Origin of the sequence: Variovorax brevis, assembly GCF_030317105.1 — a bacterium.
In the GTDB taxonomy this organism is placed as follows: domain Bacteria; phylum Pseudomonadota; class Gammaproteobacteria; order Burkholderiales; family Burkholderiaceae_C; genus Variovorax; species Variovorax brevis.
This window is the reverse complement of sequence record NZ_JASZYG010000001.1, coordinates 477,637-491,742: the sequence shown is the minus strand read 5'-3', so window position 1 is coordinate 491,742 and position 14,106 is coordinate 477,637. Positions and strand designations below refer to the sequence as shown.

Genomic DNA, 14,106 nt, shown 5'->3' with positions numbered 1-14,106 from the left:
TGATTCATGATGAATAGCGATTACTGAAAAAGTGGATTTCCCGTCGCGCAGCTCAACCCCATCGGTGCAGCAATGCGATGCCGCCCAGATTCAGCGCGGCCAGGAACACCGTTTCACCCACCATCAGCGCGACCGGTCGCCAGCCCAGGGCGGCGAGTTGCTGGAAGGATGTCTTCACCCCCAGGCCCGCGATGGCAGCGACAAGGCACCAGCGTGAAACCTGGCTCAGCGCGCCGCTCACCTCGTGCGGGATCGCGCCGGTGCTGTTCAGGGCCACCAGTGCGATGAATCCCACCAGGAAAGCCGGCAGCAGGGGCGGCCGTTCGGACGGTTGTGCCCCGGATTGCTGGCCGCGATAGATCAGGGAAAAGACCATCACCGCCGGCACCAGCAAGGCCACGCGCAGAAGCTTGACGACCGTGGCCGTGTCAGCCGCCTCGGGCGAGACCATGGCGCCCGCGCCGACCACCTGTGCGACGTCGTGGATGGTGCCGCCAAAGAAGATGCCGGCATCCGTTGCGTCCAGGCCGAACAGCCGGGCGATGGCGGGATAGAGAATCATCGCCAGCGTTGACAGGGCCGTCACGCCCACCACCGTGAGCAGCGTGAAGCGCTGGTTCTCGGCGTTCTTCGGCATCACCGCCGACAGGGCCAGCGCGGCGGATGCACCGCAGATGCCCACGGCCCCACCGGTCAGCAGTCCTTCGCTGGTGGAGCGTTCGAGGCGCTTGCCCAGGAAGGCACCGAAGGCGATGGTCGCCACCGTGCCCACCACCACCAGCACCACGGGCCCGATGCCCAGCGCCGTGACCTGCCCGACGGTGATGCGTGCGCCCAGAAGTGCGACGCCAAAGCGCAGCAGGCGGCGCGCCACGAAGTCGATGCCTGGCTGGATGCGCGCATCGCCGGCCAGGAAGTTGAACGCCATGCCGAAGAACAATGCGTAGAGCAGTTGCGGACCGCCATAGTGCTCCGAGATGAAGGTGGCGGCGAGCGCGATGGTGGCTGCGGTCAGCGCGCCGGGCATGACGGCCTGCCAGGCGGCAGGTCGCAGTCGGGTCAGGGTCAGCATGTTGCTTCAACCAGAAAAGAGGCCGCGCAACATGAGCCCGATCACGGCCAACTGGCTGCGCAGGTAGCCGCTGTAGCGGGGCAGGCCGTCGTGCGCGTCGCGCACGCGGCGGTGATAGAACATGTGCAGCGAAGCCGGCGGCAGCGCCGCGGTGTCGGCGTAGTTGGCGGTGGGCACGAAGGCCAGCTTGGCCGGTCCGGCCAGGCCGAACTCGAGCACCGGCTTGCCGCACGATGCGCAGGTGCCCCGCTCGATGTTGGGCGGCAGCTTGTGCTTGCGGTAGGTGACCTGCGCCCCCTCCTCCACGTCGACGTCGCGGGCGCGCAGCACCGTCACGTCCGAAAAGGGCTTGCCCGTGTAGGCCTGGCAGATCGTGCAGTGGCAGATGAAGCGCGCGAAGGGGCGCGCGTTCACGCGGAAGCGGCTCGCGCCACAACCGCAGGAGGCGGCCAAGGGCCGGAATTGCGTATCGGCCATGGAGGTCACTCCGAAACCAGCACGTCGGCGTACTTCAGGCGCAGGTCCATCTTCTGGACCTTGCCGGTCGCGCCCATGGGCAGGCTGTCGATGAAGATCACCTCGTCCGGCAGCCACCACTTGGCCACCTTGTCGCCGAGGAAGTCGAGCACCGCGGCCTTGTCGACCTCATGGCCCGGCTTCTTCACCGCGCACAGCACCGGACGCTCGTCCCACTTGGGATGCTTCACGCCGATCACCGCCGCCATCGCGAGCGCCGGATGGCCCATGGCCGCGTTCTCCAAGTCGATGGAGCTGATCCATTCGCCACCGGACTTGATCACGTCCTTCACCCGGTCGGTGATCTGCATGATGCCGTCGTCGTCGATGGTCGCGATGTCGCCCGTGGGGAACCAGCCGCCTTGCAGCGCAGGCTTCTCGCCCTTGAAGTACTCGGACACGATCCACGGACCGCGCACCATCAGTTCGCCGGCCGACTGGCCATCGCGCGGCAGGTCCTGGCCGTTGGCATCGACCACCTTCAGCTGCACGCCGAAGACCGCCCTGCCCTGCTTGCTGCGAAGTGCGTACTGCTGCTCGATGGGCAGCGCCGCATGCTTGCCCATCGGCGCGCCTTGCGTGCCCAGCGGGCTGGTCTCGGTCATGCCCCAGCAGTGGCGCACCTCGACGCCGAACTTCTGGTCGAAGTCGCGGATCAGCGATTGCGGCATGGCCGAACCGCCCACCACCGAACGGTGCATGGTCGAAGGCTTCACGCCCTTGGCCTCCATGTGCTGGGCCAGGCCGAGCCAGATGGTGGGCACGCCGGCGCTGCAGGTGACGCCTTCGCTTTCCATCAGCTCGAACAGGCTGGCGCCGTCGAGCCTGGGGCCAGGCAGCACCAGCTTGCAGCCGTTCATCGGCGCCGCATAGGGGATGCCCCAAGCGTTAACGTGGAACATGGGCACCACCGGCAGCACGCAGTCGCGCGCCGACAGCGAGAGCGTGTCGGGCAGGCTCAGTGCAAAGCTGTGCAGCATGGTGGAACGGTGCGAATACAGCACGCCCTTGGGGTTGCCGGTCGTGCCCGAGGTGAAGCACAGCGAGCTGGCCGTGCGCTCGTCAAACTCGGGCCAGGTGAACACGTCGTCCTGTGCCTCCAGCAGCGTCTCGTAGCACAGCAGGTTGCCCAGCTTCGACTGCGCGGGCATCTGCGCGGCTTCGGTCATCAGCACCCAGGCCGTGACGCCGGGGCACAGCGGTGCCACGGCTTCGGCCAGCGGCAGGAAGGTGCTGTCCAGCAGCACGACCTGGTCTTCCGCGTGGTTGAGGATGTAGGCGAGCTGCTCGGGATGCAGGCGCGGGTTGCAGGTGTGCAGCACGGCACCGCTGCCGGAGACCGCGAAGTAAGCCTCCAGGTGGCGGTGGTTGTTCCAGGCCACGGTGGCGACGCGGGTGCCACGCGCCATGCCGAGGGCGGCCAGTGCCTTGGCCAGGCGGCGCGAGCGCGCGCCGAGGTCACGGTAGGTGTAGCGAAAGAGCGGGCCGTGCGTTTCGCGCGAAACGATTTCCACGTCCGGGAACTGCTGCTCGGCGTGCTCGAGCAGGCTTGACAGCAGCAGGGGGCGATCCATCATCAAACCAAACATTTCTTGTGTCTCCAAAGAATCAGATTGCTTATTGCGGTTCCAGCTTGATCGACTTGAACACGCGCCTGTAGCGCTCGATCTCGCTGGCGTAGTACTTGTCCAGCTCGGCCTGCGACATGACGCGCGGCGACTGGGCGCCGGTGTCGTGCGTGCCTTTGCGCACGGCAGGCAGCTGGATGATTTCGTTCATCGCGGTGTGGATCGTGGCGACCGCGGCATCGGGCGTCGCCTTGGGCACCAGCACGCCGAGCCACAGGTCGTAGGTGAAGTCCGGCAGCAGCTTGTGCTGGCTCATCAGCGGCAGTTCCGGGAACATCGGATGCGGCTCGCGCGAGGTGATGCCCAGCGCCTTGACCTTGCCTTCCTTCAGGAGGCCGAGCGTGGGGCCGGCCAGCGTCCAGAAGGCGATGTCGATCTGCCCGCCGACGATGTCGGCAAAGAACTGGCTGCCGCCCTTGTAGGGCACATGCACCATGTTCAGGCCCGTGCTTTGCGCGAACTTCTCGCCCACCACATGGAACAGCGAGCCCGTGCCCGAGCTGCCATAGGACACGCTGGGCCGCTTCTTCGCCCAGGCAATGAACTCGTCGATGTTGTTGGCCGGGATGTCCTTGTTGACCAGCAGCACCAGCGAACTCGATGCGACCACGCCCGCCAGCCGCAGGTCTTCGGGCTTGTGCTTGACGGCTGCCAGGGCCATCGGTGCGAGCACCAGGTCCATGGGCGTGCCGAGCAGTTCGTAGTGGCCGTCCGCGGGCGCAGTCAGCACCTTCTGCACGCCCAGCGCGCCGCTGGCGCCGCCGATGTTCTCGACGATCATCGCCTGGCCCAGCCGCTTCTGGTATTCCGGCTGGATGAGGCGCGCAAAGTAGTCGCCCGATCCGCCCGCCGGATAGGGAACGACCAGCGAAACGTTCTTCGACGGAAAGCTTTGCGCCGCGGCGCCCAGGGCGATCAGGCCGCCCGCCAGGGCGACCGCGGCCGCCTTCAGGAATTTCGTGATTTGCATGGCTTGTCTCTTTCGTTGTGGTTGATGGATTGCTTGATTGCGTCAGCCCGGCGCCGCGCTGGTGGCCCTGGCGGATGCGGTGTCTTGCGGCTCGCGCGCCAGTCGCCACTGGGCCGCCTGCTTCATCGAGCCTTCAAAGGAGCGGATGCCGCTGCGAATGAGCAGGAGCGCCACCGAACCGGCCACGAGAAACACGATGACCATGGACGTGCCGACCGCGTTGCGGTCGCGCAGCACGTAGTCGGTGATCAGGCCGATCGCGACCGGGCCGAGGCCCGCACCCAGGAGGTTCAGTCCGCCGGTGTACATGGCAGCGACCTGGCCACGCATCGGCGCAGGGGTGATCTGCGCAACGATGGCCGGGCCGACGCCGAACATGGAGAAGGAGAAGAAGCAGGTGAAGCCCAGGAAGATGAGCGCAAGCTGCAGCGTGGGCGCCAGCACCATCGCGCAGCCCGATGCCGTGATGCCGACGGCGACCAGCATCGCGACCCGCATGTAGCCGTGGGCGACGCCGCGCCGGATCCAGCGCTCACCCAGCCAGGACGCGCAGAGCGTGCCGGCAGGTCCGACGACGATCATCAGCGCGCCAAGCAGCTTGCCGATCTCCTGGTAACTCAAGCCGAAATGGCGCACGAAGTAAGTTGGCGCCCAGCCGCCGAAGCCGTACACGCACATGTTGAAGAACCCGGCCCCCAGGATGAAGGTGCCGATGGTGCGGCCGTTCTTCACGATGTAGTGCATGACCTGCGACAGCGGAACGTTGATGGCCTTCGACGCCGGCTGCTGGGCGCCAGAGCGATCCTTCCTTGCGACGCGCGGTTCAGGCACGGCCAGCATGAAGACCGCCACCACGACCCCCGGCAAACCCACTGCGATGAAGGTCGCTTGCCAAGGCTCGATGGCGCCCAGGAAGGGCAGCACGGGCCGTGACAGCGTGTACGCGCCGAGGATCAGGCCGCCCGCGAACAGCCCCACGCCAGAGCCCACCGGGCCCGCGGCGCCGAAGACGCCGATCGCACGGCCGCGCTTGTCCGCGGTGAACAGGTCGGCCAGCAACGAGACCGTGCCCGGAATCAGCACCGCCTCGCCCACCGCGACCACGATGCGTGCGACGAGCAAGTGCCAGTAATCGTGGGCCAGCCCACTGGCGGCCGTGGCCAGGCTCCACACGGCAATGCCGATGGCAATGATCACGCGGCGGTTGCCGCGGTCGATGAGCCGCGCGATCGGCAGGCCCATCACGGCATAGAAGGCCGCGAAGGTGAAGCCGTGAAGCAGGCCGATGAGCGTGTCGTTCACGCCCAGCGTCTTCTGGATCGGGCCGACCAGCAGGGAGAGGATCTGCCGGTCCATGATCGAGAAGATGTAGGCGACCAGGAGCACGGCGACGGCGTACCACGCGCGCCCCGTGCTGACCGCGGGCAGGCCTTCGCCGCCCCGGGTGATTTCTGCATGCATGCTTGTCTCGCTTCTGTAGTTCTTTGCCTGCAGCTCAGGCGTGGGCTTGGGCGGTCTGGGCTTCCTCGCGCCAGATGTTGTTCTCGCGCCAGAAGTTTTCCTTGCGCCAGTGCTCGGGCAGGCCGTTCGCGGTGGAGCGGATGACGCGCTTGAGCAGCAGCTTCAGCACCTGCGCCTCGCGGTAGTCGAGTTCGCGCTCGGCGTCGCCTTCGGCAGCCTTGCAGCAGGCCAGCAACTCCATGGCGTAAGCACGGCCTTCGGGGGTGAAGTGCACGAGTTGCGCACCGGCGTCGCCCTGCTCGATGCGCACCAGGCCGCGTTCGGCCAGCGCCATCACGTGGGACGTGTCGACGTGGTCGCCAGCGATCGACACCAGGCGCGCGATCTCGTCGCAGCTGCGGCCATCGCCCATGCTCAGCACGCTCAGGATGTTGTAGTGGATGTCGCGAAGTCCCTTGTCCTTCAGGTTGGCCTTGATCGGCATCAGCAGCTGGTAGTAGGCACGCCCCAGCAGGTTGCCCAGCCAGTCGCCGCCGAAGGTGGCGCTGATGTCCGCCTCATCGGCTTTCTTGAGCAGCAAACCGTAGTTCCCTCCGTGGAAGATCAAGGGCGGTTGAGCGAAGGTGTCGAAGTTGAGCACCTCGCCCACGAAGATCACGTGGTCGCCGCCGTCGTACTGGTAGGCCACGCGGCATTCGAAGCGGGCCGAGCAGCCGTCCAGCAGCGGCACCTCCCCGTGCCCCCGCGCCGGCTTGATGCCGGCGAACTTGTCGGCGCCGCTCTTGGCGAAGCGGTTGGACACCGCCTCCTGGTCGGCCGCCAGGATGTGCACCGCGAAGTGCTCCGAGCCGGTGAAGGCCTGGATGCTCGAAGATGTCTTGCCCAGGCTCCACAGCACCATCGGCGGGTCCATGGACACCGAGTTGAAGCTGTTGGCCGTCAGGCCATAGTCCTTGCCGTCGGCACCGCGCGTGGTCACGACGGTGACGCCGGTGGTGAAGGCGCCAAGTGCCTTGCGGAACTGGGTCTTGTCGATCGTTGCAGTCATTGTCTTGTCTCCTGTTTTGTCTGGGTGATTTGCCGCGTCAGCTCATGAGCAACGGCATGACCAGGCGCCCGAAGCGCTCGGCCTCTTCGTGATGCGGGTATCCCGAGAGGCAGAAGCCGGTGCAGCCCACCTCGACGAATTCGCGCAGCTGCGCCGCCACCTGCTGCGGGTTGCCCACCACCGCCACGCCGGCGCCGGGGCGCACCTCTGTGATGCCGGTCCACAGGTGCGGGGTCATCTTTCGGCCCACGGTCTTGGACAACTCGCGCTGGCGGTTGTTGGCCGCCGAGCTGGCGGAGCTGGCCAGGTGCGTCACCATGGCCTTCGCAGCGGGCGTGTCCGCGCCCTCGATCAGGCGATCGGCTGCGGCCCAAGCTTCTTCCTCGGTCTCGCGCACGATGACCTGCAGGCGCATCGAGAACTGGATCTCCTGCTCACGGCCGTACTTGGCGGCGCGCTGGCGCATCGCCTTGATTTCCTCGCCGATCTTTTCCGGGTAGTCGCCCCAGAAGAGGTGCACCGCCGAGTGCTGCGCCGAGATCTCGGCCGCCTGCTCGGAGCCGCCGCCCAGGAAGAAAGGCGGATGCGGCCGCTGCACCACGCTGGGCACGATCTTCGGGCCGTCGACGCGGTAGTGCTTGCCGTCGAACTTGACGCCCTCCTCCGTCCACAGGCGCTTCATGAGGCGCACTTCTTCCTCGAGTTGCTCGTAGCGCAGTTCTTTCGAAGCGTGACCGCCTTCTGCGACGGCATCCTTCTCGCTGAGGCCGGCGATCAGGTTGAGGTAGACGCGGCCGCCCGAGAGCTGGTCCATGGCCGTCACCATCTTGGCGTGCGCCACCGGGTGGAAGTAGCCGGGCTTGATGGCCACCAGCGCCTTCAACTTCTTCGTGCGGGCCAGCATGAAGGAGGCCGTGACCCATGCGTCCCAGCACAGGGGCGTGACGGGCACGAGCATGTAGTCGAAGCCGGCGGCTTCCGCCGCCAGGCTGACGCGCTCGAAGTGCTCGAGGGATTGGGGGATGTTTTGGGTCGGGTCGCCGAACGCGCTGGTGTCGCCGAGCGTCGGGCAGAACCAGCCCATCGAAAGGGGTGCCTTGTTGGCCATGTGTGTCTCCGGGGTTGATGTCTCAGAACCCCGATTGCAACTCTGGCAGGGTGATAAGTAAAATGAAACGATTGGATTGCACCTATGCACAAACTGAATATCAACACCTTCGACCTGAACCTGCTGGCGGTCTTTCTGAAGCTGTGGGAGACGCGCAGCGTGACGCGGGCCAGCGACAAGTTGGCCCTGAGCCAGCCGGCGGTGAGCCATGCGCTGCGGCGCCTGCGCGACGCCCTGGGAGATGAGCTTTTTGTGTCGGGTCGCGACGGGCTGGTGCCCACCGCACGGGCCGAGCAACTATTGACACCGGTGCGCCAGGCGCTTTCGCAGATCGGCTTCGCCCTGCAGGCGGGCGAAGCTTTCGTGCCCTCGCTGGCGCAGCGTGAGTTCCGCATCGCCGGCGGCGACCTCGTGGAGTTCGCGATTGCGCCGCAACTGATCGAAGCGGTCGCGCAGGAGGCACCGGGCATCCTCATCAAGCTGGTGCCCGTGCCCGAGGGCGAAATGGGCTACGAATCGCTGGAAGCCGGGGAGGTCGACGTGGTGCTGGACGCCGCCCCCGTCAAGGGCTCGGGCGTGCGCAGCGAGGTGGCGGCGAGCATCGGGCTCACCACCCTGATCTGGAAGCGCGAGCGGCTGACCAGGAAGCGCTTTCCGCTGGAGCTATATCTCAAGCGCCCGCACATCGTGATCCGCCTGGCCGAGCGGCGCGGCAGCGTGGTCGATCAGACACTGGCCGCGCAGAACCTGAAGCGCCCGATCGGCGCAGTGGTGCAGCACTTCATCGCGATGCCGGCGATCGCGGCGCGCACCGGCTACATCTGCAACCTGCCCAGCGGCATGGCGCCGACCTTTGCCGACCTGTTCGGCCTGAGCATGCACGAGCCGCCGATCGACTTCGCGCCCTCGCCCCTGTACATCGCCTGGCACAAGCGCTTCGAGGCAGACCAGGCGCTGGCCTGGCTGCTGCAGAAGATCCGGCAGGCGGTGGCGACGGTCGCCTGAATCCCAAGACCGACCGATCTTCGTGGAGTCTTCAGGTCGCCTGGATGCGTTGTATCAACCCGGCCGTGGTGCGCGGCCAGCCCAGGCGGCCAAACCACGCACCGCCGGCCACCACGGCCGCGATGCCAAGGCCGTACACCACCAGTGCCATGCCCTGCGCAACGAATACGTGCACCAACTCACCGCCCCAGTTCAACGCAATCCATCCCCCGATGCCAGCCACGGCCAGGCGTGCGATGTTTGCAACCACAGGCCAGAACAGGCGCCCTGAGCCTTGCGACGCGAAATGCAGCACCTGTCCAAGGCCGAAGAAACCGTACAGCGGCCCGACGGCGCGCAGGTATTGGATCCCCGCCTCCAGCATCGCAGGGTTGTCGCCGAACAACATCAACCAGGGACGCGGGAAGATGGCCGCCGCCAGACCAATCGCCTCGGTGATGGCAAAGCACATCGCTGCGCCGATCCATGCGGCCTTGAGGGCGCGTTCCTTTTTGCCAGCACCTATGCAGGTGCCGACGATGGCCAGCAGCGGTGCGCCAAAGCCGAACACCAACGGCACCAGCAGGTACTCGAGGCGCGCTGCGGTGCCATAGCCCGCGATCGCGCCTGGCCCGAAATGCCCCGACAGTGCCGTTGCGATGCCGATTGAGAGGTTGGTCGCCACCGTTGCGATTGCACCGACAAGGCCCACACGCAAGATGTCGCTGAACAGCGGCCAGCGAAGCCGCACACCCGCGAGGCTTGGCTTGAGCAGGCTACGCGGCGAACGCAGGTACATCCAGAGCGCAATCGTTCCCACGAGGTAGTACAGGAGCAGCGCCACCGCACCGCCGGCGATGCCCATGCCAGGAATCGGACCCCAGCCAAAGATGAGCAAGGGCGACAGTGGAACCAGCACCACGACGCCCGCGACGGTGACGTTGGCTGGCACGGCCATGTTGCCGGTGCCACGAAGCACCGCCGCCAGCGAGTTGAAAAGCCAGACAAGCACCGCGCCGGCAAACACCCAGTTCGAGTAGACCAGCGCAGCATCGAGCGACGCCCCGGTGCCGCCCATCTGCGCATACAGCCAGCGGCCACCCAGCAGCAGCGCCAACGTGAAAGCAAGCCCGAAGCCCAGCGCAATCACCAGCGCGTGGATCACCAGCGCATCGGCATCGGCCCGGCGTCGCGCGCCGAGTGCTCGCGCAATCGACGATGCAATGCCGCCGCCCATGGCGCCTGCGGAAGTCATCTGCATGAGCATGACAATCGGAAACACAAGCGCCATGGCGGCCAACGCATCGGTACCGAGCTTGCCGACAAAATAAGTTTCGACAAGGCCGGCGCAGGCCTGTGCAACCATCACCAACACGTTGGGCGCTGCCAGGCGCAGGACGGTCGGCACGATGGGGGCCTCCAGAAGGAGGCGCGTACGTGGATCAATGGCAGTCATTGGACAAGTCGGGCCAGCGTTTCGCCAAGAGGGGCGCGGCCTGCAATTGAATGTTTTTGGTGGTCATGTGGTCGTCTCTGTGTTGCGTCTTCTCGTCGTTGAAGACCCGATTGCACCGGTGAAGAGCGCATAAGTAAAATGAAATCGACTTATGTCGTCCATGCACAATTTGAATGGCTATCGGCCTGCAATGGCGCGACGGGCCAAGTGGCCAACATGGCCGTGAGCGGCGGTGCGCTGTCGGGCGACTGTCGAACAACGCAAACGGACAGCACCCGCCTCAAGGCCTTGGCTGGTGCACTCGCCGTGCAAAACAGTCATGTGAATTGAGCAACAGCCAGGTGCAGCACGGTGGACCCGTGCGCGTGCGTGCTTTTCCGGTTGCAGCAGCGTCTGTTTGGCACGTCACGAGAACGCGGCGAAGGCCTACGCGCAGTGGCTTGTTCGATGCGCACTGGCCAACGCACAATGACCGCCAGGCAACTACAGGAGAACATCCACATGAACAAGCGATCATTCTTTGTCGCGGGGCTCGTCGCCGTGCTGGCGTCGGCATGCACCACCACGTCGACCACGGGCGGCAACCCGGCGGCCAGTCGCAACAGCATCGATGCGTCGATCGACAGTTCGCTGTCCAAGCTCTACGCCCAGGTGCCGGGCTCGCGTGAAATGACGGCCAAGGCCAGGGGCGTGCTGGTGTTCCCCTCGGTGCTTTCTGCTGGACTGGGTGTGGGCGGCTCCTACGGCCAGGGCGCGTTGCGCGTTGGCGGCAAGACCGACGGTTACTACAGCACCACCGCCGCATCGGTGGGCCTGCTCGCCGGCGCCGACTCCAAGGCGGTCTATGTGCTCTTCATGACGCAAGAGGCGCTGGACAAGTTTCGCGCAAGCAAGGGCTGGACCGCCGGTGCCGATGCGTCGGTGACCATGCTCAAGGTGGGCGCGTCAGCGGCCGTGGACACGCAGACCGTCCAGCAACCCATCGTGGGCTATGCGCTGAGCAATGCCGGCCTGATGGCCAACCTCAGCCTCGACGGCACCAAGATCAACAAGCTCGACCTGTGATGTGGGGCGGCGCGAAAGCCCTGCGCGTTCAGGGATTTCGCAGCCGCGCCATCGCATGACGGCTGATCAAGCGCGCGCCGCACCACTGCAGTTGGCCCGTCATTTGGCCGGCGCGAAACCCCGGCGGGAAAGTGGCTGGATCCCAGGGGCGGCCTTTCGCGGCGGCGGAGCCAAGGCGATCAGCGATTCCCGCAGTCGATCTGGATGCCGGCGTAACTTCCAACCGCTTTCGTGCCGGTGTTGTCAGTGTCGGTCATCACGGCAACCGCCAGCACCGGACCCGGTTCCGCGCCAAAGGCCTTCTTGTAGTCGTCGGCGACGTTGCGCTGCATCCGCTGCCAACTGCCCAGGCCGCCCGTCCCCGAGGCCACAGCCAGCATCTTGATCTGGCTCGTGTGCGCCGACGGAATCACGCTGTCCACCGGGCCCTGGTTGGTCCAGATATACATCAGCACTGCGTAGGGGGGATCGCGCCGGCCCAGGCTTTTGGCTCGACTGAAACGCTTCTGCTCTGCTTCGGGCAAGGTGGCGACGTCACCGTCGAAGGCCACCAGCACGCGCAGGGGTGCGTCCTCGCGTTCCTTGACGCGGTTGTCAGCGCCGGCAATGAGCGCATCGGTCTTCCATTCCCAGCTGAGCGTCACAGGCGTGCGCAGCGCAGGCTTCAGCGGCGCAACGAACAGCGAGGCCGATCGGTCCGCGGTGGCACGCAGCACGGCCTTGCGATCGCCCTCCTGCACCACGTCGTACACCGTGTCGCGCTTGAGCTTGGACAGCGGCACGTGTGACCACCCTGAATTCTTGTCGTCGAAGGCAAGACTGCGTGGCTCACAGGGCACGCCCGGATCCGGGGTTGCGGCGCCCGCCATCACGCAGGCCATCGACAGGAACCACATGAGAAAGCGTTGCGGAGCGGTCAAGGGGGCCTCGAATCCAGTGTGGCTGACACGGCCGAATGTATCCCTTGTCGGCGGCGCGCGCCAACGGGATCCGGGCGCTCGATGCGGGCCAGCATCACGCAGTTCTCAGTTCCCCTTGTCGGACGGACCCGGCGCCGTGCTTTCGACCTGGCCCCTGATCATCTGTTGCAGGATCGCCATCAACGCGGCACCGGTCAACCCGAACATCAACACCCCGTTCCCGGCTTCGAGCGGGCCCAGCAGCTTCCAGGGCCTGGTCATCACGACATCACCGTAGCCCAGCGAACTGAAGTTCACTGCAGAGTGGTACACCGCCTCGTACAACTCCCTGAATTCTCCCAGCGCCATGAACAGCAATCCCCAGATCATGATCTGGATGAAGTTGCCCATCATCAGCACGACCATCACGAGCAGGAGCGAGCGGATCTGGACGAATGGCCTCTCGGCGTTGGCCTCGCGGTGAGTTCGCTCGGAGTAGTAGCGAACGCACCAGAACGTGAAGACCGCCTGCAGCACAAGGCACAGCAGGACGGTTGGCAGCCCGATCGCCAGATTGATCAGCATGGTGTAGCTCCTGCGTTCAGCGGCGCCATCGCCCGCACCCTCACCCCTGCAATGCCAATGGCGCCCACCGTCTCAAGGTGGAGGCGGCAATATGCTTTCCACATCGACGACGTCCGGATCGGTTGCGACCCACCGCATGAGGATCTGATAGCCCAGGCTCAGCGCGGTGGCGCCGATGAACATGCCCAGGATGCCGGCGCCGGCGAGACCGCCCAGTGCACCGAGCAACACCACCGGCATGGGCGCATCCACGCCCCGGCCCAGCAGGAGCGGCTTGAGCACGTTGTCGAGCATGCCGCCGACCGCCAGCAACACCGTGTAGATGACGGCCGGCACGGTGGCGTAATTGCCGCTTATCCAGATATACGCGATGACTGGCAAGGTGACCAGCAGCGCCGGCACCTGCGCGATCCCCAGAACCAGCACGATCATCGCCAGCACGCCGCCGAACGGAACAGCGGCCACGATCATCACGATGCCCACGACCATGGCCTGGATGAAGGCGACGCCGACCACGCCCAATGACACCGCGCGAATGGTCGCGGTGGACAGCGTCGCGAACTCCACCCCCCGCTCGCTGCCGACGATGCGCCCCAGGATGGCCCGCGCGGCTTGGGCACCCGATTCCCCGAAGGTCATGATGATGCCGGCAATGATGAAGGAGGCCATGAAAAGCAGCACCGTTCCGGCGATGCTCGCCACCATCTCCAGCGCCTTGGCGGCCAGCTCGCCAAGCTGCGGCTGCATCCGCTGGATGACCGAAGGCATGTCGCTATGCGCCAGCGACCAGGCGGCATGCACTTTCGGGCCGATGACGGGCCACTCGGCCACGCCGGGCGGCGGCGCGGGAATTTCCACCTTGTTGCCGCGCACCCGTTCCACGGTTTCATGGACCGAATCGCCCATCGAGCCCAGCACCACGGCCATGGGCACCACGATCAGGGCGATCCCTCCCAGCACAAGCAAGGTGGCCGCCAACCCCTGTTTGCCGCCCAGCTTGCGTGCGAGCGCCTGATGGCCCGGGTAGACCGTCACCGCCAGGATCAGCGCCCACGCCATCATGGTGATGAAGGGCGCGAAGATGCGGAAGCACAGCAGCGTTAGCGCCAGCACGAGCCCGGCCCGGATGAGCACATCCATCAGCTTCCTGGACCACCGCGTCTCGCGCACGAGGTCAGGCTTGAAAAGGGTTGCCATCGGTCGACCTTTCAAGGTGGAGGACGTCGCATTGTTCCTGCGATTCTTCCTGCTTGACTTGATAACTCTCAAGACTTCAGCATTCAGCAACCCGTATGCAACCCGGTGCCGGCAAAA

The 14,106-nt window shown here is 65.8% G+C and carries 13 protein-coding genes; 2 read left to right on the top strand and 11 right to left on the bottom strand.

Annotated elements, in window-relative coordinates; all coding sequences use genetic code 11:
• Nucleotides 1-52 precede the first annotated feature (52 nt).
• From QTI66_RS01990 to QTI66_RS01960, 7 genes are read right to left on the bottom strand one after another with little or no spacing between them, the layout of a single operon-like run.
• Nucleotides 53-1,072: a YeiH family protein gene (locus QTI66_RS01990; protein WP_286557142.1), complete on the bottom strand. Its 1,020-nt coding sequence runs from the start codon at nt 1,070-1,072 to the stop codon at nt 53-55.
• Between the two features lie 6 nt (nt 1,073-1,078).
• Complete coding sequence (locus QTI66_RS01985; protein WP_286557140.1) at nt 1,079-1,549, bottom strand: GFA family protein; 471 nt, start codon at nt 1,547-1,549, stop codon at nt 1,079-1,081.
• Nucleotides 1,550-1,554: 5 nt separating this feature from the next.
• Nucleotides 1,555-3,177 carry a 3-(methylthio)propionyl-CoA ligase gene (locus QTI66_RS01980; protein WP_286557138.1) on the bottom strand — a complete coding sequence of 541 codons (1,623 nt, stop codon included), beginning with the start codon at nt 3,175-3,177 and terminating at the stop codon, nt 1,555-1,557.
• Nucleotides 3,178-3,205: 28 nt separating this feature from the next.
• Complete coding sequence (locus QTI66_RS01975; RefSeq protein ID WP_286557137.1) at nt 3,206-4,186, bottom strand: Bug family tripartite tricarboxylate transporter substrate binding protein; 981 nt, start codon at nt 4,184-4,186, stop codon at nt 3,206-3,208.
• 42 nt (nt 4,187-4,228) lie between these two features.
• Entirely contained in the window at nt 4,229-5,647 is a 1,419-nt protein-coding gene (locus tag QTI66_RS01970) for an MFS transporter (RefSeq protein WP_286557136.1), read from the bottom strand.
• Nucleotides 5,648-5,681: 34 nt separating this feature from the next.
• Nucleotides 5,682-6,695 carry a flavin reductase gene (locus QTI66_RS01965; RefSeq protein ID WP_286557135.1) on the bottom strand — a complete coding sequence of 338 codons (1,014 nt, stop codon included), beginning with the start codon at nt 6,693-6,695 and terminating at the stop codon, nt 5,682-5,684.
• Between the two features lie 37 nt (nt 6,696-6,732).
• Nucleotides 6,733-7,803: an LLM class flavin-dependent oxidoreductase gene (locus tag QTI66_RS01960; protein WP_286557134.1), complete on the bottom strand. Its 1,071-nt coding sequence runs from the start codon at nt 7,801-7,803 to the stop codon at nt 6,733-6,735.
• An 84-nt stretch (nt 7,804-7,887) separates the two neighbouring features.
• Here QTI66_RS01960 and QTI66_RS01955 point away from each other — a divergent pair, with 84 nt between their 5' ends.
• On the top strand, nt 7,888-8,808 hold the full coding sequence (locus QTI66_RS01955) for a LysR family transcriptional regulator (protein ID WP_286557133.1): 921 nt from the start codon (nt 7,888-7,890) through the stop codon (nt 8,806-8,808).
• A 31-nt stretch (nt 8,809-8,839) separates the two neighbouring features.
• Here the strand turns inward: QTI66_RS01955 and QTI66_RS01950 are convergent, their stop codons facing one another.
• A complete protein-coding gene (locus QTI66_RS01950) occupies nt 8,840-10,243 on the bottom strand; it encodes an MATE family efflux transporter (protein ID WP_286557132.1) in 1,404 nt (467 codons plus the stop codon).
• 501 nt (nt 10,244-10,744) lie between these two features.
• On the opposite strand from QTI66_RS01950, the gene QTI66_RS01945 reads away from it, so the two are divergent.
• Nucleotides 10,745-11,308 (top strand): BPSL1445 family SYLF domain-containing lipoprotein, encoded by a 564-nt coding sequence (locus tag QTI66_RS01945; RefSeq protein WP_286557131.1) that lies wholly within the window; start codon nt 10,745-10,747, stop codon nt 11,306-11,308.
• 179 nt (nt 11,309-11,487) lie between these two features.
• Here QTI66_RS01945 and QTI66_RS01940 read toward each other — a convergent pair whose 3' ends face one another.
• From QTI66_RS01940 to QTI66_RS01930, 3 genes are all read right to left on the bottom strand, one after another.
• On the bottom strand, nt 11,488-12,228 hold the full coding sequence (locus QTI66_RS01940) for a DUF3047 domain-containing protein (protein ID WP_286557130.1): 741 nt from the start codon (nt 12,226-12,228) through the stop codon (nt 11,488-11,490).
• A 105-nt stretch (nt 12,229-12,333) separates the two neighbouring features.
• Nucleotides 12,334-12,792 (bottom strand): ion channel, encoded by a 459-nt coding sequence (locus tag QTI66_RS01935; protein ID WP_286557129.1) that lies wholly within the window; start codon nt 12,790-12,792, stop codon nt 12,334-12,336.
• A gap of 72 nt (nt 12,793-12,864) precedes the next feature.
• Nucleotides 12,865-13,989, bottom strand: a complete 1,125-nt coding sequence (locus tag QTI66_RS01930) for an AI-2E family transporter (protein ID WP_286557128.1) — start codon at nt 13,987-13,989, stop codon at nt 12,865-12,867.
• Nucleotides 13,990-14,106: the final 117 nt, after the last annotated feature.

What these genes read in the sequence shown, in the direction of transcription:
- QTI66_RS01950 (WP_286557132.1), bottom strand. Translation starts at nt 10,243, where the DNA reads ATGACTGCCATTGATCCACGTACGCGCCTCCTTCTGGAGGCCCCCATC.
- QTI66_RS01985 (WP_286557140.1), bottom strand. Translation starts at nt 1,549, where the DNA reads ATGGCCGATACGCAATTCCGGCCCTTGGCCGCCTCCTGCGGTTGTGGC.
- QTI66_RS01930 (WP_286557128.1), bottom strand. Translation starts at nt 13,989, where the DNA reads ATGGCAACCCTTTTCAAGCCTGACCTCGTGCGCGAGACGCGGTGGTCC.
- QTI66_RS01945 (WP_286557131.1), top strand. Translation starts at nt 10,745, where the DNA reads ATGAACAAGCGATCATTCTTTGTCGCGGGGCTCGTCGCCGTGCTGGCG.
- QTI66_RS01990 (WP_286557142.1), bottom strand. Translation starts at nt 1,072, where the DNA reads ATGCTGACCCTGACCCGACTGCGACCTGCCGCCTGGCAGGCCGTCATG.
- QTI66_RS01960 (WP_286557134.1), bottom strand. Translation starts at nt 7,803, where the DNA reads ATGGCCAACAAGGCACCCCTTTCGATGGGCTGGTTCTGCCCGACGCTC.
- QTI66_RS01970 (WP_286557136.1), bottom strand. Translation starts at nt 5,647, where the DNA reads ATGCATGCAGAAATCACCCGGGGCGGCGAAGGCCTGCCCGCGGTCAGC.
- QTI66_RS01935 (WP_286557129.1), bottom strand. Translation starts at nt 12,792, where the DNA reads ATGCTGATCAATCTGGCGATCGGGCTGCCAACCGTCCTGCTGTGCCTT.
- QTI66_RS01980 (WP_286557138.1), bottom strand. Translation starts at nt 3,177, where the DNA reads ATGTTTGGTTTGATGATGGATCGCCCCCTGCTGCTGTCAAGCCTGCTC.
- QTI66_RS01975 (WP_286557137.1), bottom strand. Translation starts at nt 4,186, where the DNA reads ATGCAAATCACGAAATTCCTGAAGGCGGCCGCGGTCGCCCTGGCGGGC.
- QTI66_RS01955 (WP_286557133.1), top strand. Translation starts at nt 7,888, where the DNA reads ATGCACAAACTGAATATCAACACCTTCGACCTGAACCTGCTGGCGGTC.
- QTI66_RS01965 (WP_286557135.1), bottom strand. Translation starts at nt 6,695, where the DNA reads ATGACTGCAACGATCGACAAGACCCAGTTCCGCAAGGCACTTGGCGCC.